This is a genomic window from uncultured Sunxiuqinia sp. (genome assembly GCF_947495665.1).
In the GTDB taxonomy this organism is placed as follows: domain Bacteria; phylum Bacteroidota; class Bacteroidia; order Bacteroidales; family Prolixibacteraceae; genus Sunxiuqinia; species Sunxiuqinia rutila.
On record NZ_CANLZV010000001.1, the window covers coordinates 164030 to 183225 of the forward strand.

General features: G+C 44.9%; 13 protein-coding genes and 1 tRNA gene. 9 read left to right on the forward strand and 5 right to left on the reverse strand.

What is annotated here, in order from left to right; genetic code table 11:
- Window positions 1-34: 34 nt before the first annotated feature.
- From ggt to Q1A18_RS00695, 3 genes are all read right to left on the reverse strand, one after another.
- Window positions 35-1723 carry a gamma-glutamyltransferase gene (ggt, locus tag Q1A18_RS00685; RefSeq protein ID WP_299576308.1) on the reverse strand — a complete coding sequence of 563 codons (1689 nt, stop codon included), beginning with the start codon at window positions 1721-1723 and terminating at the stop codon, window positions 35-37.
- A 268-nt stretch (window positions 1724-1991) separates the two neighbouring features.
- Window positions 1992-2390 (reverse strand): hypothetical protein, encoded by a 399-nt coding sequence (locus tag Q1A18_RS00690; RefSeq protein ID WP_299576310.1) that lies wholly within the window; start codon window positions 2388-2390, stop codon window positions 1992-1994.
- A gap of 411 nt (window positions 2391-2801) precedes the next feature.
- Window positions 2802-3212, reverse strand: coding sequence for a hypothetical protein (locus Q1A18_RS00695; protein WP_299576312.1), 411 nt, complete (start codon window positions 3210-3212; stop codon window positions 2802-2804).
- 161 nt (window positions 3213-3373) lie between these two features.
- Here Q1A18_RS00695 and Q1A18_RS00700 point away from each other — a divergent pair, with 161 nt between their 5' ends.
- A complete protein-coding gene (locus Q1A18_RS00700) occupies window positions 3374-3574 on the forward strand; it encodes a YwbE family protein (RefSeq protein ID WP_299576314.1) in 201 nt (66 codons plus the stop codon).
- A 169-nt stretch (window positions 3575-3743) separates the two neighbouring features.
- On the opposite strand, the gene pheT is transcribed toward Q1A18_RS00700, so the two are convergent.
- A complete protein-coding gene (pheT, locus tag Q1A18_RS00705; protein WP_299576316.1) occupies window positions 3744-6200 on the reverse strand; it encodes a phenylalanine--tRNA ligase subunit beta in 2457 nt (818 codons plus the stop codon).
- A 229-nt stretch (window positions 6201-6429) separates the two neighbouring features.
- Between pheT and Q1A18_RS00710 the strand changes: the two genes are divergently transcribed.
- The 8 genes from Q1A18_RS00710 (at window position 6430) to Q1A18_RS00745 (ending at window position 18810) form a co-directional block, all read left to right on the forward strand.
- A complete protein-coding gene (locus tag Q1A18_RS00710; RefSeq protein WP_299576318.1) occupies window positions 6430-8541 on the forward strand; it encodes a M3 family metallopeptidase in 2112 nt (703 codons plus the stop codon).
- 130 nt (window positions 8542-8671) lie between these two features.
- Window positions 8672-9607, forward strand: a complete 936-nt coding sequence (locus Q1A18_RS00715) for an EamA family transporter (protein WP_299576320.1) — start codon at window positions 8672-8674, stop codon at window positions 9605-9607.
- A gap of 442 nt (window positions 9608-10049) precedes the next feature.
- The gene (locus Q1A18_RS00720) at window positions 10050-12350 is read left to right on the forward strand and encodes an alpha-L-rhamnosidase C-terminal domain-containing protein (protein WP_299576322.1); all 2301 of its coding nucleotides are present in this window, start codon (window positions 10050-10052) and stop codon (window positions 12348-12350) included.
- Window positions 12351-12411: 61 nt separating this feature from the next.
- Complete coding sequence (locus Q1A18_RS00725) at window positions 12412-15222, forward strand: family 78 glycoside hydrolase catalytic domain (RefSeq protein ID WP_299576324.1); 2811 nt, start codon at window positions 12412-12414, stop codon at window positions 15220-15222.
- A gap of 40 nt (window positions 15223-15262) precedes the next feature.
- Window positions 15263-16999 carry a family 78 glycoside hydrolase catalytic domain gene (locus tag Q1A18_RS00730; protein ID WP_299576326.1) on the forward strand — a complete coding sequence of 579 codons (1737 nt, stop codon included), beginning with the start codon at window positions 15263-15265 and terminating at the stop codon, window positions 16997-16999.
- A gap of 62 nt (window positions 17000-17061) precedes the next feature.
- A complete protein-coding gene (gene tnpA, locus Q1A18_RS00735) occupies window positions 17062-17493 on the forward strand; it encodes an IS200/IS605 family transposase (RefSeq protein WP_299576328.1) in 432 nt (143 codons plus the stop codon).
- A 19-nt stretch (window positions 17494-17512) separates the two neighbouring features.
- A complete protein-coding gene (locus Q1A18_RS00740) occupies window positions 17513-18553 on the forward strand; it encodes an alpha-L-rhamnosidase C-terminal domain-containing protein (protein WP_299576330.1) in 1041 nt (346 codons plus the stop codon).
- A gap of 5 nt (window positions 18554-18558) precedes the next feature.
- On the forward strand, window positions 18559-18810 hold the full coding sequence (locus tag Q1A18_RS00745) for an alpha-L-rhamnosidase C-terminal domain-containing protein (protein WP_299576332.1): 252 nt from the start codon (window positions 18559-18561) through the stop codon (window positions 18808-18810).
- Between the two features lie 217 nt (window positions 18811-19027).
- Here the strand turns inward: Q1A18_RS00745 and Q1A18_RS00750 are convergent.
- Window positions 19028-19101, reverse strand: a tRNA-Arg gene (locus Q1A18_RS00750).
- Between the last annotated feature and the right edge of the window lie 95 nt (window positions 19102-19196).

Sequence of the window (19196 nt, forward strand, 5' to 3'; positions counted from 1 at the left end):
ATTTTATAGGTTGGTCTGTTGTTTTTCGGATTGGTTAGTAGCCTGCAGCTTGTCCGTCTTTTCGGGATTCGGAAGCACCCAGGAAAACCTTGTTCTTCGGCTCCCAGCGGATGGCTTGATAGCCACCGTATCCTCCGCGGGAGTAGTTGATTTGATGTCCTTTGCTTATTAGTTCCCGGATGGTGGGGTAGTCAAAGCCACTTTCCAGGAAAACAGTTCCGCCATCGGTCATCTTTTCGCCCGTAGGCTGGCTCGATCCCTCATGGCGTATTCGTGGGGCATCGCCGGCTTCCTGCAGATTCATGCCAAAATCAATCAGGTTGCAAATGACCTGAACATGGCCCTGAGGCTGCATGGCACCACCCATCAGCCCAAAACTCATGAATGGCTGGCCGTCTTTAGTGATGAAGGCCGGGATGATGGTGTGAAACGGACGTTTGTGTGGCGCATAAACATTATGGTGCCCTTCTTCAAGGGCAAACAGTTCACCGCGGTTTTGCAGAACAAATCCCAGTTTTCCGGGTGTCATGCCAGAACCCATGCCGCGGTAGTTGCTCTGAATTAATGAAACCATATTGCCCTCGTCATCCGCTGTTGTCAGGTAAATGGTGTTTCCCTGCTCGAGCTCTCCGGCCGGAAAGCTTTGGCTGGCTTTTTGCAGGTCAATGAGTTTAGCGCGTTCCGTGGCGTACTCTTTTGAAATCAGTTCGTCCACCGGAAGCGTATTGAAGTCGGGATCAGAATAGTATTTGGCGCGATCTTCGAAGGCCAGTTTCTTGGCTTCTATAAAGAGATGCATGTATTCCGGCGAGCCAAAACCCATCTCCGAAATGTCGTATTGCTCCAGTATGTTGAGGATCTGCAAAACAGCTGTTCCTTGTCCATTGGGAGGTAGTTCCCATATGTCGTAGCCGCGGTAGCTGGTTGAAAGAGGCTCTACCCATTCCGAAGAATGATCCGCCAAGTCTTGCAGGCTCAGAAACCCTCCCTGAGCTTGCAGGTAGTCAACCATTTTATGGGCTATTTCTCCTTTGTAAAAGGCATCGCGACCTTCGGTGGCAATTTGTTCAAGGGTGTTGGCTAAGAGCGGATTTTTAAAGATTTCGCCTTTGCCAGGTGCTTGTCCATTTGGTAGGAAGACTTCTGCAAATCCCGGATAGTCTTTTAGAATTTCGGCATTACGTTTCCAATAGTAGGCAATTAGCTCTGATACAGGAAATCCTTGTCGCGCGTATCGAATGGCAGGCAGCAGGATCTGTCTCATCGTGAGGCTTCCAAACCGTTGGTGAAGCTCGGACCACCCGTCAACACACCCGGGGACTGAAACGGAAAGCGGACCATAAGCAGGTACTTTAGCGTAGTTGTGTGCTTTAAAATAGTCGAGGGTCAGTTGGTAGGGAGAACGGCCGCTGGCATTCAGCCCGTAAAGTTTCTGAGTTTTGGCATCCCAAACGATGGCAAAAAGATCGCCTCCAATTCCACAGCCAACGGGTTCTACGAGTCCTAAAACAGCATTGGCAGCAATGGCTGCGTCAATGGCATTACCGCCTGACTTTAGAATGTCGAGGGCTACTTGGGTGGCGAGTGGTTGACTGGTGCAAGCCATGCCATGCTGAGCTATTACTTCGCTGCGTGTGGCAAATTGATGACCTGTGATTCGGTCCTGGGCAAGCATGAAGAAATTCAGGCATAGAGCCAACAAGAGTAAGACAGATTTTTTCATCGGTTGGTTTGTTTAGAGTTTCTGAAAATACACAATTCTGTTGGGTTTTCAAACCGAGAAAATTGAGAGCTTGGATGATTTTGAGTGACTTACTCGTTGTGGTGTGATAAACTCGTTTCACCAGCGGAATAGCAGATGCAACTGGGCAAATCAAATACAGTCCGGGCTGTGCCGGTCAATTGTTTGTGTCCTGTGAGTAAAAAAGCTGAAAATAGGCTCCGTAAAAAACGCCAGTTATTACTGATTCGGATGCAGCACCGTGTGTCAATCAGCTGTTTTTCCGAAACTCGTTCCTTACTGAGCTTGCCAGCTCGTAGCTGGGCTTGTATACATCCCAACGAAAAAATCCGGTTGTCATCCGGTGCAATTCGCCGTGGATTTGTTCCAAAGAATCCGAGATTCGCGAGCGGAATAGCTGAGCGCAAAGGGCGCATGGTGTTCCGGTGATCTCTTCGGTCTCATTGTAAGCATCCTTTAGGGATTCAATTGATTCATCGTATTCTTTATTGATCAAAGAATCGTAAGAGTTAAATAAGCATTGGTTGATTGTTGCGCGTTGTTTCACGCATCGGCTACCATTGAACTGGCAACTTACAAATTGAATAGGTTCATACTGACCTTGCTGGTCACGGTTTGCGTTTAACCGTGAAAAAATCCATCCCTTCATGTCCTTCATTTTTTCTATATTATAAATTACTCAATTATCTGCCTTCTTCACCAATCAAAAAAATATAGAAATCGAATGCCTTTAAATTGGATTCGAAGGTTAAAAGTAATAGAAATAATTAAATAATAGCTAGTTGCTTCATTTTTTTTTAACAGACATCCTTTTTTACCCGGCATGCTGTGTGGTGCGAGCTTAACTGTTTGGGAGCTGCTTGTAAGCACTGTGCTATTTTTTAATTTGCTGAAGAGCCATCGTGTCGTTGTTTGCTTCAGGAATTGCCAATTGAACTCCTGAATCTATTTGAATAACGAACAAGTTATTGGTCGTGTTGTGTTACTTGCTGGTCTGCATTGAGCCTTTTCATCGGAATGTACAAGTTCGATGAAAAGGAATTGGTGTCAGTCCGAATGTTTATATATTTTCTTTGAACTCCTGAATGACGACTGTGGCATATTCAAAGCTGGGTTTGTAGCGTTTGGATTTGAAAAGGCCTGTCGTCATTTTGTGTAATTCATCGTGGATTTGTTCCATGGAAGCAGTAATTCGTGTGCGAAAGAGTTTGGCACAACTGGTGCAGGTTGACTTTTCCAGTTCTTTGGTTTTATCAAAAGCAATTTTCAACTCATTGATAGAAAAGTCGTATTCGCGATGAGAAAAGTGGTGAAATGAGTTGACCAGGCATTCATTGATTTTTTCCCGGTGGGTAGCGCAGTTCTTCCCGTTTTGGGGACAGCTATCCAGCTGAATCGGCTGGTTATTCGGTTCCGTCAGCGTTTTGTCGGGGGCCGGTTTCGAGTAAGTCCATTGCTCGTTTTCTTTCATTTATTGGTTATTTTGGTTTATGTACTTCATATAATTTCCTTTAAAGATAAAAATATCTTTAAATATAAATGCATTAACCGTATTAAAATTAGAACGATGAAAGCAATTCCTGATTCCGTCTTTTAAATATCGTAAAATAATTGTTTCTTCGGGCAAAAAAAATGGACGGAAGAAAACGAGCTAATATTCAGATAGAGAGTCATGTGGAGATTGTGCAGAAGCATCATCAACGAACGGGTGAGTTGACAGAAGGTTATGTTGCCCGTATTTTGACCAAGTCGCCCACGCATCCGCATGGAATAAAAGTGCAATTGGAAACGGGTGAAGTAGGACGGGTGAAAACGATTTTGGAAGATGATTAACTGTTGATTTCTCGGGAAAGTTATTCTTTTTGATCAATGATCCGGTAGTCAGTAGAGAGTAAAAAAAAGAGTTGCCGGACTTGTCGTTGGTCAAATTGCAAAAAAAAGGAGTTGGATTGCAGCTTTGTTCGTTGAAAGAAAGCTGCAATCCAAATTCCAATAATTCTTCTTAGCGAAGTTTTGCCCCCAGTTCTTTGTCAAACTGGAAAATTAACTTCTGCATGATTTTATCAATTTGCTTGTCTTTAAGCGTCTTTTCATCATCGCGCAAAGTGAAACTGACGGCGTAAGATTTCTTACCTTCCGGCACACCCTGGCCTTCATAAACATCAAACAAATCGACTGCTCGCAGGAGTTTGCGTTCAACCTTAAAGGCCAGCTCGCGAATTTGTCCAAACTGCACTTCTTTGTTCAGCAACAAGGCTAAGTCCCGACGAACTTCAGGGTATTTAGGCAGTTCTGAATAAAGCGTCTGGTTGTTTTTCTGATCCTGTATAATGGTTCCCATCACCAGGTCAGCTGCATAAACCGGATTGTCAATCTCAAATTGTTTTCTCAGTTTGGGGTGAACAATTCCAATTTCCACAACCTTTTTGTTGCCATTGCGGGTTGAGTAAGTTAAGCCTTCGCTGAAAAGTTCGTTGCTGAAGCTTTCAAGGTTTAACTTATCGTTTTTCAGTCCCATTTTCGCCAGCAGGTTCTCGGCATAGGTTTTCAACTGGTAGAAACTGCTTTCTGCCTGAGGAGAAGTCCAGTTTTCCCTTTCCTTTGCTCCGGTGATAAACAAGGCCAGGTGTTCTTCCTCGTGATAGTTTTTCAGGCGGTCCGCTGTTTGGTTATCATTGTTGTAGAAGTAGCAGTTGCCAAATTCGTACAACCGAAGGTCTGCATTTTGGCGGTTCGCGTTGCGGGCAATGGCTTCCAAACCACCGAAAAGCAGGGTTTGGCGCATAACTCCCAAGTCATTGCTTAACGGATTGAACAGCTTGACGGTATGTTCGTCTTTGTAGGTTTCTCCGTTTTCGTAATAGGATGCCTTGGTGAGCGAGTTCGACCAAATTTCATTAAACCCCTGGGCGGTTAGCATATCGGCCAGCAACATGCGAATTTTCTCCGGGTTGTGTGCGTTCGAGTATTGCAGCGAAGCATTCACTTTGGATGGAATTTCAATGTTGTTGTACCCGTAAATCCGCAGGATTTCTTCCACCACATCGGCTTCGCGTTTAACATCTACCCGGTAAGGAGGTACAGAAAGCGACAAGCCTGTTTCTGTTTCGTTGTCGATTTTTATCTCCAGTCCTTCAAGAATCAGCTTGATTCGCTCAGCTCCCAGGTCTTTTCCAATTAACCGTTGGATGTTGGCATAGCTCACTTCAACTTTGAAGTCTTCGATAGGAGTGGGGTAAATATCTACGATTTCGGAGGATATTTTTCCGCCGGCAATTTCCTTAATAAGTAAGGCCGCACGTTTTAGGGCATAAATTACCCCATTGGGATCCGTACCGCGCTCGAAACGAAATGAAGCGTCAGTATTTAAGCCATGGCGGCGTGCTGTTTTCCGGATGTAAACCGGATCAAAACAAGCCGACTCAAGGAAAATAGTTGTTGTAGAATCTTTTACGCCTGACTGAATGCCGCCGAAAACACCACCAATGCACATGCCTTCCTGAGCGTTGCAAATCATAAGGTCGTCCTCGTGCAGTTCGCGTTCCACTTCATCCAGAGTCGTAAATTTGGTGCCGGCAGGAAGTGTTTGAACCACCACCTTGTTTCCGGTTATTTGGTTGGCATCGAAAGCGTGCAGCGGCTGTCCGGTTTCAAACAGCACGTAGTTGGTAATATCCACCACATTGTTGATCGGACTCAAACCAATGGTTTTTAACCGGTTTTTCAACCAGTCTGGTGATTCCGCCACCTTCACGCCGCTAATGGTTACACCGGCATAGCGTGGGCATGCTTCGGGTGTTGCTACTTCAACGGGAATTTCCAGCGAGTGGTCATCCACTTTGAAGGCTTCCACGGAGGGCTTGGTGTAGACGATGGCTTGTTCCTGTTTCAGGTAGGCAGCCAGGTCGCGGGCCACACCAATGTGTGAGGCTCCGTCAATGCGGTTGGGCGTTAAGTCCACTTCAATGGAATAATCAGATTCAACATTGAAATAAGTGTTGGCAGGGGTTCCTACCACCGCATCGGCCGGTAAAACCATAATGCCATCGTGACTTTTGCCAAGGCCAATTTCGTCTTCGGCGCAAATCATTCCTTGTGACTCTTCGCCACGGATTTTGGACCGTTTGATGACAAACTCTTCTTCTCCGCTATAAAGCGTTGTTCCTATGGTAGCCACGACCACTTTTTGCCCGGCGGCTACATTGGGTGCTCCGCAAACGATTGGGAGCGGGCTGTCGGTTCCAACATCAACCGTAGTTTTGCTCAGGTGATCAGAGTTGGGATGTTTCTCGCAGGTGAGCACTTCGCCAATAACTAACCCCCGAAGTCCGCCTTTAATACTTTCCACTTCTTCAATACTGCCAATTTCAAGGCCTGTCTGCGTAAGTACTCCTTCCAATTGTTGCGGAGTAAGATCAGTTGCTATATAGTCTTTTAGCCACTTGTAGGAAATTTTCATAATTGCAATGCTTTATGCTGAATTTGAGAATGTCAGTCTTTTTGAGACCTGCAAAAGTAAGCATTTTTTGGGGTGGGGCAAAGTTGTATAATTATTGTGTTTTTATTTTTTTCAGAATAAAAGCTAAAAGGTCTTCCTTGTTTTAACCGGGACTAACAAGTGTCATCTTCTGTTGTCAAATATTTTCTTATTTTACGCACCAAATTTTTCAAAAAATAACACAAAGAAGATGAAGAGATTTAATCCTGTTTTAATGCTTATTCTGGTTATTTTTGCTTCTTGTAATTCATCAACAGAAACAAATTCAGCCATGGATAATCCATTTTTGAAAACCTATGAAACCCCTTTTGAGGTTCCTCCTTTCGGTGAAATTAAGATTGAGCATTATTTGCCTGCTGTAGAAGAAGGCATTAAGCAACATCAACAAGAAATAGAAGTGATTACTTCCAATCCGGAAGCTCCGACTTTTGAAAATACAATCCTGGCCATGGATGTGTCGGGTGATTTGCTGGACCGGGTGACAACCGTTTTTTACAACCTGAATTCGGCCAATACCAATCCGGAGATGCAAGCTTTGGCTCGTGAAATTTCGCCCATTACAACCGAGCACGGCGACAACATCATGCTGAATAAAGCACTTTTTGAGCGCGTAAAAGCTGTTTATGAGCAGCGCGAAAGCCTGAATCTGGACCAGGAACAGATGCGGGTGCTGGAAAAATTCTATAAAGATTTTGAGCGCAACGGGGCTAACCTGTCGGATGAAGATCAGGCCAAGCTGCGTGAGCTGAACCAGGAATTGTCGAATCTGCGTTTGCAGTTTGGTGAGAACCTGCTGGCAGAGACCAACAAAAACTTCCAGTTGGTGATTGACAACGAAGCAGACCTGAGTGGCCTGCCGGAAGCGGTGGTTGCAGCTGCTGCTGAGGAAGCTGAAAAAGCCGGCATGACTGGTAAATGGGTTTTTACTTTGCAAAAACCGAGTTTGATTCCATTCCTGCAATATGCCGATAACCGCGATTTGAGGGAGCAGATTTATCGCGGCTATTTCATGCGTGGTAACAATGACAATGAGTTTGACAATAAAAAGATCTTAGGCCAAATGGTTCAGTTGCGTCAGGAAAAAGCCCAGTTGCTGGGATTTGAAAACTACGCTGCTTACATTCTGGATAACAACATGGCTAAGACCTCTGAAAATGTTTACGATTTCTTGCTGAAACTGTGGAAGCCAGCCTTGGAAGTTGCCAAAAATGAGCGTGACGAAATGCAGGCGATCATCAACCGTGAAGGTGGAAACTTCCAGTTGGAATCCTGGGATTGGTGGTACTATTCAGAAAAACTGCGCAAGGAAAAATACGATTTGGATGAGTCAGAGCTGCAGCCTTATTTCAGCCTGGACAATGTGCGAGAAGGAATTTTTTACGTATCCAACCAGTTGTATGGAATTCAATTTGAACGTCGGGAGGATATTCCGGTTTATCATCCGGAGGCTGAAGCCTGGGAAGTAAAAGAAGCTGACGGTTCGCATGTGGGTGTGTTGTACATGGATTTTCACCCCAGAGACGGCAAGCGTGTTGGTGCCTGGAACACTGGTTACCGCGATGTGGCTTACGTGGATGGCAAAAAAGTTCAGTACCCAATTACTTCCATTGTATGTAACTTCACACGTCCATCAGGCGACATGCCTGCTTTGCTGACCTTTGACGAGGTGACTACTTTCTTCCACGAGTTTGGTCATGCTTTACACGGCTTATTTACGGATGGCCCTTACCAGCGGACAGCAGGTCGTGTGCCACGCGACTTCGTTGAACTGCCTTCTCAAATTATGGAGAACTGGGCCGCTGAACCAGAAGTACTGAAAGTATATGCCAAACATTACGAAACCGGAGAAGTAATTCCGGATGACTTGGTGCAGAAGCTGGTTAACAGTGGCCACTTCAACCAAGGGTTTGCAACCGTTGAATACCTGGCGGCTTCGCTGCTGGATATGGACTGGCATACCAAGGCTTTTGAAGGAGATGTGCTTGATTTTGAACGTTCATCCATGGACGCGGTGGGCTTGATTGATGAGATTATTCCTCGTTACCGGAGTACTTACTTTTCGCATATTTTTGCAGGTGGCTACTCGGCTGGTTACTATGTGTACATTTGGGCCGGCGTGCTGGATACCGATGCTTTTGCTGCTTTCAAAGAGTCAGGCGATCTGTTTAATCCTGAGCTTGCTGCGAAGTTCCGCACTTTGCTTGCCAAATCAGGTTCAGATGAGGGAATGGTTATTTACCGCAATTTCCGAGGACAAGATCCTTCTCCAGAATATTTGTTGCAGAAACGTGGCTTGAAATAACACAGGCCCCAAAAGAAATAGAACTCAAGGAGTCTTGCGATTTTTATTCGCAAGGCTCTTTTTTTGTGGTCGAATACGCTCCAGAGCGCTTGACTAATTTTGTAAATTGCACGCATTAAATTTTAGCTAGATGTTGATCCGAGTGAATGAATTATTGAAGAATCACCTGAAACTTCATTTTGTGGTTTTTATCTATGGGTTTACCGCCATTTTGGGAAAGTTAATTACACTTCCTGCTGCCGAAATGGTTTGGTATCGCATGCTAATTGCTTTTGCTGCACTGGGGATTTACCTGAGCTATAAAAAGCAATCGGTGGTTTATTCCGGGCGAGTTGTTTTGAAAATGGTTGCAGTAGGGCTGGTTGTTGCTCTTCATTGGATCACCTTCTTTCATGCCGTTAAAATTTCGAACGTGTCGGTGACACTCGGGTGTTTGGCTTCAACAACCTTGTTCACCAGTATTCTGGAACCAATCATTGTAAAGCGGCGGGTTAAATGGTTGGAGCTTGTTATTGGCTTGGTGATTATTGGTGGGCTTTATCTTATTTTTCAGTTTGAGTTTCGTTATAAGTTAGGAATCCTTACGGCGCTTACCTCAGCCTTTTTGGCTGGTCTGTTTACGGTTTTGAATAAAACATTTATCACCAAGTATCATCCCGTGGCCATCAGCTTCTATGAAATGGGGAGTGGCTTTGTGGGGATTACGCTTTTTCTTTTGTTAAGCGGGCGCTTTTCTTCGAACTTTGTCGCTCCAGTGCCATTAGACTGGCTATGGCTGGTTGTTTTGGGAATTATATGTACAGCCTATGCTTTTGTGGTTTCCATTGATGTGATGAAAGTGCTGTCGGCTTACTCGGTAGTGCTGACCATTAATATGGAGCCGGTTTATGGCATTTTGATGGCCTTCTTTATTTTTAGGGATTCAGAATTCATGTCAGCCGGTTTTTATATCGGAACGCTTGTTATTCTTTCCGCAGTTGTTCTTTATCCCTTTCTTGACAGGAAGTTGAGAAAACGGGCCTTGATAGCTGAAATGAAGGCCTCTTCAAAATCCTACGGTAAGTAAATAGAAACTCGGATTTTGCTTCTACATTTTTAGGTAATGTTCTGTTACCTTTCAGAGTCTATTTACTACATGCTAGTGCTTAGTTCTCGTTTCCTACCATTGACGGTTTAGCTTAATTCAGAATCATTTATACCCCGGGGCCGATAGCACAGGATAGTGGGTGCATTTAATTTTTATATATTTAATGGCAAAGCTAAAACCTAAACTTGCTATGCGATTAAACCTCTTTCCTTTCGATGTGAAATCTGCCACATCTCTTATCTTTTTCATTTTTTGGTATTTGTTGATTTTTAGTCTCTTATTGGTTGAAGGACGGAGTTGCTTTGGAGAAAAACGGACAAGTGGTTGGGGAGATTTCGATTGGCAAGAAATCATTTGCAAACCTGATTAGACTTTAGAAATGCTAAAATCTCACAATAACTAAATCTAACTTTCTGAAATCATGAACTATAAATCGTTATTTCTTCTGGCTGTTTTATTCTTTTTAAATGGTGGTTTTGGTTCGGCCCAAAACTGGACGGCTCAGCGCATAACAGACGTTGAAAACCAGAATTTAGCCAACACCTGGATTGATTTTGTCAAAGAATTTGAAGTGGAAGAGCTTCCGATTGAGGCGGTGGCATCCATTGCTTGTGATTCTAAGTACTGGATGTGGATTAACGGTAAGTTAGTGGTTTTTGAAGGTCAGTTGAAGCGAGGACCCAACCCAAAGGATACGTACTATGATCAAGTAGAATTGGCTCCTTTTCTGCAAAAAGGCAAAAACAAAATTGCTATTCTGGTATGGTATTTTGGCAAAGAGGGGTTTTCTCATAAAAGTAGTGGGCAGGCCGGCCTGGTTTTCCAGTGCAAGGCCCTTGATATTATTAGTGACCAAAGCTGGAAAAGCCGTCTGGATCGAGGGTTTGAAAACACCGCTGCACCTCATCCCAATTATCGGTTGCCGGAGTCAAATGTGCGATTCAACGCGCAGCTTGGCAATTTTAACTGGGTAAACCCCAACGAGGAATTGGTAGGATTTAATCCGGCAAAGGTTGTTGGAAGTGCAGAATCAGCTCCCTGGAACCAGTTGGTTAAACGCCCTGTTCCGCAGTGGAAGGATTATGGGCTGAAGCGGTATCCTGAAATTTCTTCTTTGCCGTTTGAAAGTAAGGGGGATACGTTGGTGTGTTTGCTACCCTACAATGCACAGGTTACTCCTTATTTTAAGATTTCGGCAGAAGCCGGAAAGCTTATTGACATTCGGACAGATCATTACCGGGGTGGTGGTCCTGAAAATGTAAGAGCCGAATACATTACCACCAACGGTGTTCAGGAATACGAGTCTCTGGGGTGGATGAATGGCCACGAAGTGCGCTATTATTTCCCCGAAGGCATCACGGTACTCGATGTGAAGTTTCGGGAAACAGGATTCCAAAGCGGGTTTACAGGTTCGTTTAGTTGTAGCGATCCGTTTTTCAATCGCTTATGGGAAAAGGCCGTGCGAACTCTTTATGTTACCATGCGCGATACCTATATGGACTGTCCCGATCGGGAACGAGCACAATGGTGGGGAGATGTGGTTAATGAAAGTGGGGAGGCTTTTTATGCACTTTCGCCAGAGGCAGCCTCGCTCACCCGCAAAGGCATGTTGGAATTGGTGTGGTGGCAGAAAGAGAATGGCGTATTGTTTTCACCGGTTCCTGCCGGGAATTGGGATCGCGAGCTTCCGGGACAAATGTTGGCAAGTATTGGCTATTTTGGGTTTTGGAATTACTATCAGAATACCGGAGATCAGGAAACGATTGAACAGGTTTATGACGGTGTTAAGCGGTACCTGGACATTTGGGAAATAGCAGACAATGGAATTTTAAAGGTTCGTGAAGGAGATTGGTACTGGGGCGATTGGGGGACAAATGTGGATAGACAAACTCTTTTCAATACCTGGTACTATTTGGCCTTAAAAGGATTTCGAAACATGTCTGAGCTACTTGGGAAATTCGAAGAAGTGACCCAAACGGAGCAAAAGATGCAACAATTTAAGACAGCTTTTAATCGGGTGATTTGGAATGGCCAGGAATACCGTTTCCCAGGCTATGAAGAAGAAACTGATGATCGGGCACAGGCTTTGGCTGTGGTGGCAGGTCTGGTTGACCCGGATAAATTCGCTCGGATTTATGAATTGTTGCAAAGCCAAAAATATGCCAGTCCATATATGGAAAAATATGTCATTGAAGCCTTGTTTCAGATGGGCTATGCTGAATACGGGCTGGAGCGATTGAAAGAGCGGTTCTCTTTGATGGTGAATGATCCGAAGAGTTCGACCCTGTATGAGGGCTGGGGAACCGGAGTTGACGGTTTTGGTGGTGGTTCGGCTAATCATGCCTGGAGTGGTGGCGGCCTGACTATTATGGCGCAATATGTGTGTGGTGTTTTTCCGGTGGAGCCTGCCTGGAAAACAATTCAAATTAAGCCTCAGCTAGGCAATCTGCAATTTGCCCAAACAGCGAATGAAACAATTGCCGGAGAAGTAAAAGTTCGTGTTGCACAGATTAATGGCGAATTCCGGCTTGAAGCTGGTATTCCGGGTGGCTCAACAGGTATAATCTGTATTCCAGATTCGTGCCAGTCGGTTGCTTTGAATAACAAAACCATTTGGAAAAGGAAGCCGAGGGCGAACTCCTATGCACATTTCGTGAAACGGGAAAATGGCTACCTGTATTTTGAAGTTCAAAATGGCGCTTGGCACTTTGTCGGCAAATAAGCCGCTCTATGGTTGGGACAAGCCAATTTTCACTTGATTAGATAACCTCAATAGAACGACCATGAATAAACCAAACTTTTCTTGCTTTACCCAGAAGTGGATCCTTTATCCCCTGATACTTTCAGTTTTGTTTTTAACAGGTTGCTCTTCAGGCGAAGTTCAACTTACAGATCTTCGCTGTGAATACCTGAAGAATCCTGTAGGCATTGACAAACAACATCCCCGGTTTTCCTGGAAAATTTTATCGGAAGAACGGGGCGTTTACCAGCAGTCTTATTCCATTTTTGTCGATGAGAGCCTCGAGGAACTGGAGCAGGGGAAAGGGAAACAGTGGCAATCGGGTCAGGTTGAATCGGGACAAACCGTGAATGTAGCCTACCAGGGAGCACCTTTGAAAAGCAATCAGACTTACTATTGGCGGGTGCGTGTACAGACCAAGCAGGGAAAGACGTGCTGGAGTGAGCCGGCAACATTGCATACCGGGCTAATGGACGCAGAAGACTGGCAGGCGCAATGGATCACAACCCGGGAGGATATCGCAGACGCAAGTCCGATTTTCAGGAAAGAATTTCACATCGAAAAAAAAGTAAAACAAGCTTATGCCTTTGTTACTGCCTGTGGTTTTTACGAGTTTTTGCTGAATGGGCAAAAAGTGGGCGATCATGTGTTGGATCCGGCAGTTACCGATTACCGGAAAACGATTTTGTATTCCACTTACAATGTGACGGATTTTTTACAGGAAGGAGCGAATGTTTCGGGTGTGATGCTGGGGAACGGGGCCTGCAACTTAAGGCAAACCGAAGGTCGGTACAGCTGGGGAAATGGCGGCTCCCGACTGGGGAATCCTTGTTTTATTGTTCAGCTAAATCTTACTTTTGAAGATGGGAGCCAACAGGTGCTCGTAAGCGATGATTCGTGGAAGTATGCACCGGGGCCAATCACTTTCAACAATATTTATGGGGGTGAAGATTATAATGCCTTGCTGGAAGTTGACGGTTGGGCAACTGATGAAATCAATGCTGAGAACTGGTCATTGGCCCGGATTGCTGAAGCTCCGGGAGGAAAACTGGTGGCGCAATCACTTCCTCCAATCCAAGTTACTCAGACCATTCTACCCATTACTGCCACCCAAGTTGCTGATGGTGTGTATCTGTTTGATTTGGGGCAGAATATCGCTGGCTGGTGGCGCCTGGAAGTTCGCGGAAAGAAAGGGCAAACCATCCGGGTAAGAGGCTCGGAAACCTTAAACGATGAGTTGTTCCCCAAACCGCTGGAAGCCGGAGACCGTTTGAGTGAAAAGTTTCGTTATCACGCCCAAAACTGGACCGATTATACCTTGAAAGGTGGGGAGGATGAGACCTACGAACCGCGTTTTTTCTATACCGGTTTTCGCTACATCGAAGTGGCTACAAACGACGGAAGCACGCTGGACAAGCTGAAGGTAGAGGGGCGGGTGGTCCGGTCGGCACTGGAGCGTAACGGAAGCTTTACATCGTCCGATTCCTTGCTCAATCAAATTCATGAAGCTGGCCTTTGGTCTCAAATGGGAAACACCGTCGGTTATCCAACCGACTGCCCGCATCGCGAAAAGGGGGCTTACAACGGAGATGGACAGGTGATTGCTGAAACCTCGATTCATGATTTTCAGATGGCCCCGTTTTTTTACAAATGGCTGAACGACATGCGTGATGCGCAGGAGGAGAATGGGCGTATTCCGAATACTTCTCCCACCTTGATCGGAGGCATGGGCGGTGGTGTTGCCTGGGGAAGTGCTTACATCCTGATTCCCTATTGGATGAATTACTATTACAACGACGCTCAGATTCTGGAAGAGCACTATCCAGCCATGAAAAAATACCTGGAATACCTTATTGAGCTGGCTCAAACAGACAGCAATCCGGAGGAACCCTATATTATTAATGACTTTTTAGGGTACTGGTATTCTTTAGGTGAATGGTGTGCGCCGGGGCAGCGTGATGGCCCCAATCACCCGGTGGTAAATACGTTCTATTTTTATTACAATGCAAAGTTGTTTTCAGAAATTGCTCAATTGCTTGGAAATACTGATGATGCCCAGCGTTTTGCTGGATTGAGTGACACCATTAAGCAGGCGTTTAACCAGAAGTTCTTTCATCCGAAAACTGCGCTTTACGGAACAGACTCAACTTATCAGACTTATCAATTGCTGGCTTTGCATGGCAACTTGGTTTCGGAACAATACAAGGAGGATGTTTTCAGAACCATCGTGGATGATTTGCATGCCCGAAACAAGCACCTGAATACCGGAATCATTGGAACAAAATACCTGTGGCCCATTTTAGAGCAGGGCAACCAGACTGATCTGGCCTATGAAGTGGCAACTCAAAAAACATATCCAAGTTTTGGCTATTGGCTGGAAAATCATTCAACCACTTTGTTGGAGGACTTTGAGGGAGAGAACTCGCATAACCATCAAATGTTTGGGTCTGTGGTTGAATATTTTTACAAGTATTTAGCCGGCATTCAATCGCCTCTGGAAGGTAACACATCCAAAGGGTATCGGCATGTTTACCTGTCACCTTCTGTACCGGAAGGATTGACTCACGTAGGTGCTTCGCAGGAAACGGTTGCCGGAACGATTGTTTCTTCGTGGGAAAAATCATCCAATCAGTTTCGCTATCAAGTTACCATTCCTGCCAACTCAACCGGAACGGTGGCTTTGCCAATTACGGGCTCTGAAGAAATGAGGGTGACAGAGAGTCAGTCGTTGATTTGGGAAAACGGCAACTACCAGCCGGGAGTGGAAGGCATTCGCAAGGTCACAAAAACAGGGAATAAAATTTTTGTCGAGCTTGAATCGGGAAGCTATCATTTTGAATTATCCGGTCAGTAATAAAAAATCTTAAGTTTAAAAATCAGTAGCTTATAGTCGTATGAAAAATATTCGTTTTACCATATTATCCGTGTTTTTGTTGTTGGTTGGAGCTTCTTGTTTTGCTCAATTTGAAGTGGTGAAGCTAAGGTGTGAACATCTCGAAAATCCTTTGGGGATTGACGGTGAACAACCTCGTTTTTCCTGGCAGCTGCAAGCTGAAAAGGATGGTATTTTACAGGCCAAATACCAACTTTGGGTGGGAACAGATTTACAGGAAGTGAAGGCTGGAAAGGGGAACATCTGGAATTCTGGAGAAGTGGATTCGGCAAGGGTACCCGCGATTTATTCCGGTCCCAAACTCAGTCCTTTTACCCGTTACTTTTGGGCAGTAAAAGTTCAGGATGAAGCAGGCAATTGGTCTGATCTGTCAGAAGCAGCCCATTTCGAAACTGGCATGATGAATAAGGAGAACTGGCAAGGGAGCTGGATTTCGGATACCTATGACTATAACCTAAAATCAGCACCTTATTTCCGGAAGGAATTCAAGGTGAGCAAAAAGGTGAAGGCTGCTCGGGCCTACATTGTTGTAGCCGGTCTGTACGAATTGATGGTGAATGGCGAAAAAGTGGGCAATCATCGGCTGGATCCGATGTATACGCGTTTTGACCGTCGGAATTTGTATGTTACCTATGATTTAACCAACTCCTTAAACGAGGGCAACAATGCCATTGGCGTCTTGCTCGGAAATGGCTGGTACAATCACCAGTCAACAGCCGTTTGGTATTTTGATAAGGCTCCCTGGCGTGCCCGTCCAAAGTTTTGCATGGATGTTCGGATTGTCTATGAAGATGGTTCGGAGGAAACAATTCGAACCGGATCGGATTGGAAAACAACCGCGAGTCCGGTTATTTTTAACAGCATTTATACTGCCGAGCATTATGATGCCCGTCTTGAACTTCCGGGGTGGAACAAGCCCGGTTTTGATGATTCGAAGTGGGGGAGTGTGCTGCTAACAGGAGCTCCGTCTGAAAACATTGTGGCACAAACGATGGTGCCTGTTCGTCATGTTGAAGAACTTCCGGTGCAAAACATGAAGAAACTCGATGAAAACACCTACCTGTTTGACTTTGGGCGCAACATTTCGGGTGTCACTCAAATGACGGCACAAGGCCCTGAAGGAACAACCATCCGTTTGAAGCATGCAGAACGCCTGACGGAAAAAGGCTACGCCGATCTGTCGAATATTGATGTTCATTACCGGCCAACTGACGACACTGATCCTTTTCAGACAGATATCTTCATCCTAAGCGGTAAAAAGAAGGACACTTTTCTTCCACGCTTCAATTACAAGGGTTTTCAATATGTAGAAGTTACTTCCGATCAGCCGCTGGAGCTTAGCCCGGAAAATCTGACTGCCTACTTTATGCATAGCGATGTGCCTCCGGTTGGAACTATTTATTCTTCAAACGAAACGCTGAATAAAACATGGCAGGCCGCCAATAGTTCTTATTTGGCAAACCTGTTTGGTTATCCGACCGATTGTCCGCAGCGCGAAAAGAATGGCTGGACGGGAGATGCTCACATTAATATAGAAACCGGATTGTATAACTATGATGCCATTACGGTGTATGAAAAGTGGATGGCTGATCATCGCGATGAACAACAACCCAATGGGGTTCTTCCGGCCATTATTCCAACCAGCGGATGGGGCTACCAATGGGCCAATGGCCCCGACTGGACGAGCACCATTGCGATCATTCCCTGGAACATTTATTTGTTTTATTGGTCTCAATAGTAGTTAAAACTATGTACTTTAGTGCATCTTGCTTTAGCTTCTAAAAAAGCTACCTTTGAAATATGGTACAAAGGACAAATGGGCATACAGTTTCTGAGTTAACTGCCCATATTGTGTGGTCAACAAAATATCGGTATTCAGTACTCACCGGAGATATCAAGGTTCGCTGTCGTTCAATCTTGATTCAAATATGCGAATCAGAGGATGTAGTAATCTTGAAAGGCGTAGTCTCATCCGATCATATTCACATGCATATCAGTTATCGACCTTCTCAAAACATTAGCGACTTGGTAAAGAAATTCAAGGGGCGAACATCACGAAAGTTGCAACAAGAATTCCCATCATTAGGGAAAAAGTATTGGGGTCGTCATTTTTGGGCGATAGGTTTTGGTTGTTGGAGTTCAGGAAATATAACGGATGAGATGGTTAATGCCTATTTGGAACATCACAGAAAGCCCGAAGACCAAGATAATTCAAATTTCATCCTAGAATAGTTGAAAAGAGATCTAAAGAATGACTTTCAGTCATTCTGATCGTAACAAACCTATGGACTTTCAGTCCATAGTGGTTAAGTTGTTTTATGGCGATCGCAAAGTTTTGGCCGATTGTTATGACAACATCAAACAGTATGTTGACTACATTGATACGAACTGGCCTTCCGGTATTACCGACTGGGGGCTGGGCGACTGGGTGCCGGTAAAATCAAAAGCACCCAAGGAGTTTACTTCAACAGCCTACTACTATGCGGACGTTGTTATTTTGTCCAAGGCAGCCAAACTTTTAGGGAAAGAGGGCGATTATCAGAAGTACCAGCGCTTGGCCGAAAAGATCAGGCAGGCACTGAATGCGAAGTACCTTGATCGTGAAAAAGGGATTTATGGTAGCGGCTTGCAGACCGAATTGAGTGTGGCACTCTACTGGGGGCTGGTGCCGGAGGAGTTGGTTGCGAAAGTAGCTGTAAACCTGGCTAAACGAGTGGAAGCGGATAATAAGCATTTGGATGTGGGCTTGTTGGGAACGAAAACAATCCTGAATGCTTTGAGCGAGAATGGCTATGCTGACCTGGCCTATGAGCTTGCTACACAAGAGGATTTCCCGTCGTGGGGCTGGTGGATTGTCAATGGTGCCACAACTTTTTATGAAAACTGGCCACTGGATGCCCAAAGTTATATTTCAATGAATCACATCATGTTTGGAGAAGTTAATGCCTGGTATTACAAAGGCTTAGGCGGGATTTTTCCGGATGAACAACAACCAGGATTCAAGAACATTATTCTGAAACCAAATTTTGTAAAGGGGTTAACCTTTTTCAATGCCAGTCATGAAGGGCCTTATGGCGAGATTGTTTCAGCGTGGAAACGGGATGGCCGAAAAATAAGCTATCAGGTTCGTGTGCCTGCTAACAGTACAGCAACACTTTACCTGGAATCGGATAATGTTATGGAGAATGGGAAATCGATTACCCGCAATGAGCTTCTGAAAGTAGTAAAATCGGAAGGCGGAGGGTTGAGGATTTCATTGATGCCCGGAGAATACGATTTTACAATTCGGTAATCAAAATGGGAGGCGAGGTAGTTACATGCTGCTTTTGGTCCAACGCCCAGGTTAACCAATATGCTTTGGGCATGAATGTGGTGGGACCAGGATGTTCCAAAATAGAACTTGAGCCTCACTTGGGGGATCTGACTTGGGTGAAAGGTACTTTCCCGACTCCTTACGGTGTGGTTGAGAGTGAGCACCGAAAGCAGGCTGACGGAACAATTGCCACCAGTTTTGAGGCCTACGAGGAAGTCACAGTCATTTTGAAGTAGTTTTTTGAGTCATTCAGAAAGAATTGTCGGTTGGGGAAATAACCTTTCTGATGCTTCATAGCGTCTTTGTGGCGGTTGAAGTAGGAATGAGGAACGGAAGCATTTCTCAGGTACGTAATTTTTTCCGCATAATTCAGATATATCGGATTTCAGCTTGTGGTTAATACCATAAAAAAAGAGAGTCAAAATCGGGTGTGATTTTGACTCTCTTTTCGAGTGAACCTGAAGGGATTCGAACCCCTAACCTCCTGATCCGTAGTCAGGTGCTCTATCCAATTAAGCTACAAGTCCGTTTCAATTGAGGTGCAAATATAGCATATTTTTGGATAAACAATGGACTGAATTAAAAATTTTAAAACCGAAAGTCAGTCCGGTTGGTGTACTCT

Coding starts and splice junctions, on each gene's coding strand:
- Q1A18_RS00725 (WP_299576324.1), top strand. CDS start 12,412: ATGAATAAACCAAACTTTTCTTGCTTTACCCAGAAGTGGATCCTTTAT.
- Q1A18_RS00730 (WP_299576326.1), top strand. CDS start 15,263: ATGAAAAATATTCGTTTTACCATATTATCCGTGTTTTTGTTGTTGGTT.
- Q1A18_RS00695 (WP_299576312.1), bottom strand. CDS start 3,212: ATGAAAGAAAACGAGCAATGGACTTACTCGAAACCGGCCCCCGACAAA.
- Q1A18_RS00745 (WP_299576332.1), top strand. CDS start 18,559: ATGGGAGGCGAGGTAGTTACATGCTGCTTTTGGTCCAACGCCCAGGTT.
- Q1A18_RS00690 (WP_299576310.1), bottom strand. CDS start 2,390: ATGAAGGGATGGATTTTTTCACGGTTAAACGCAAACCGTGACCAGCAA.
- Q1A18_RS00720 (WP_299576322.1), top strand. CDS start 10,050: ATGAACTATAAATCGTTATTTCTTCTGGCTGTTTTATTCTTTTTAAAT.
- pheT (WP_299576316.1), bottom strand. CDS start 6,200: ATGAAAATTTCCTACAAGTGGCTAAAAGACTATATAGCAACTGATCTT.
- tnpA (WP_299576328.1), top strand. CDS start 17,062: ATGGTACAAAGGACAAATGGGCATACAGTTTCTGAGTTAACTGCCCAT.
- Q1A18_RS00740 (WP_299576330.1), top strand. CDS start 17,513: ATGACTTTCAGTCATTCTGATCGTAACAAACCTATGGACTTTCAGTCC.
- Q1A18_RS00700 (WP_299576314.1), top strand. CDS start 3,374: ATGGACGGAAGAAAACGAGCTAATATTCAGATAGAGAGTCATGTGGAG.
- Q1A18_RS00715 (WP_299576320.1), top strand. CDS start 8,672: ATGTTGATCCGAGTGAATGAATTATTGAAGAATCACCTGAAACTTCAT.
- ggt (WP_299576308.1), bottom strand. CDS start 1,723: ATGAAAAAATCTGTCTTACTCTTGTTGGCTCTATGCCTGAATTTCTTC.
- Q1A18_RS00710 (WP_299576318.1), top strand. CDS start 6,430: ATGAAGAGATTTAATCCTGTTTTAATGCTTATTCTGGTTATTTTTGCT.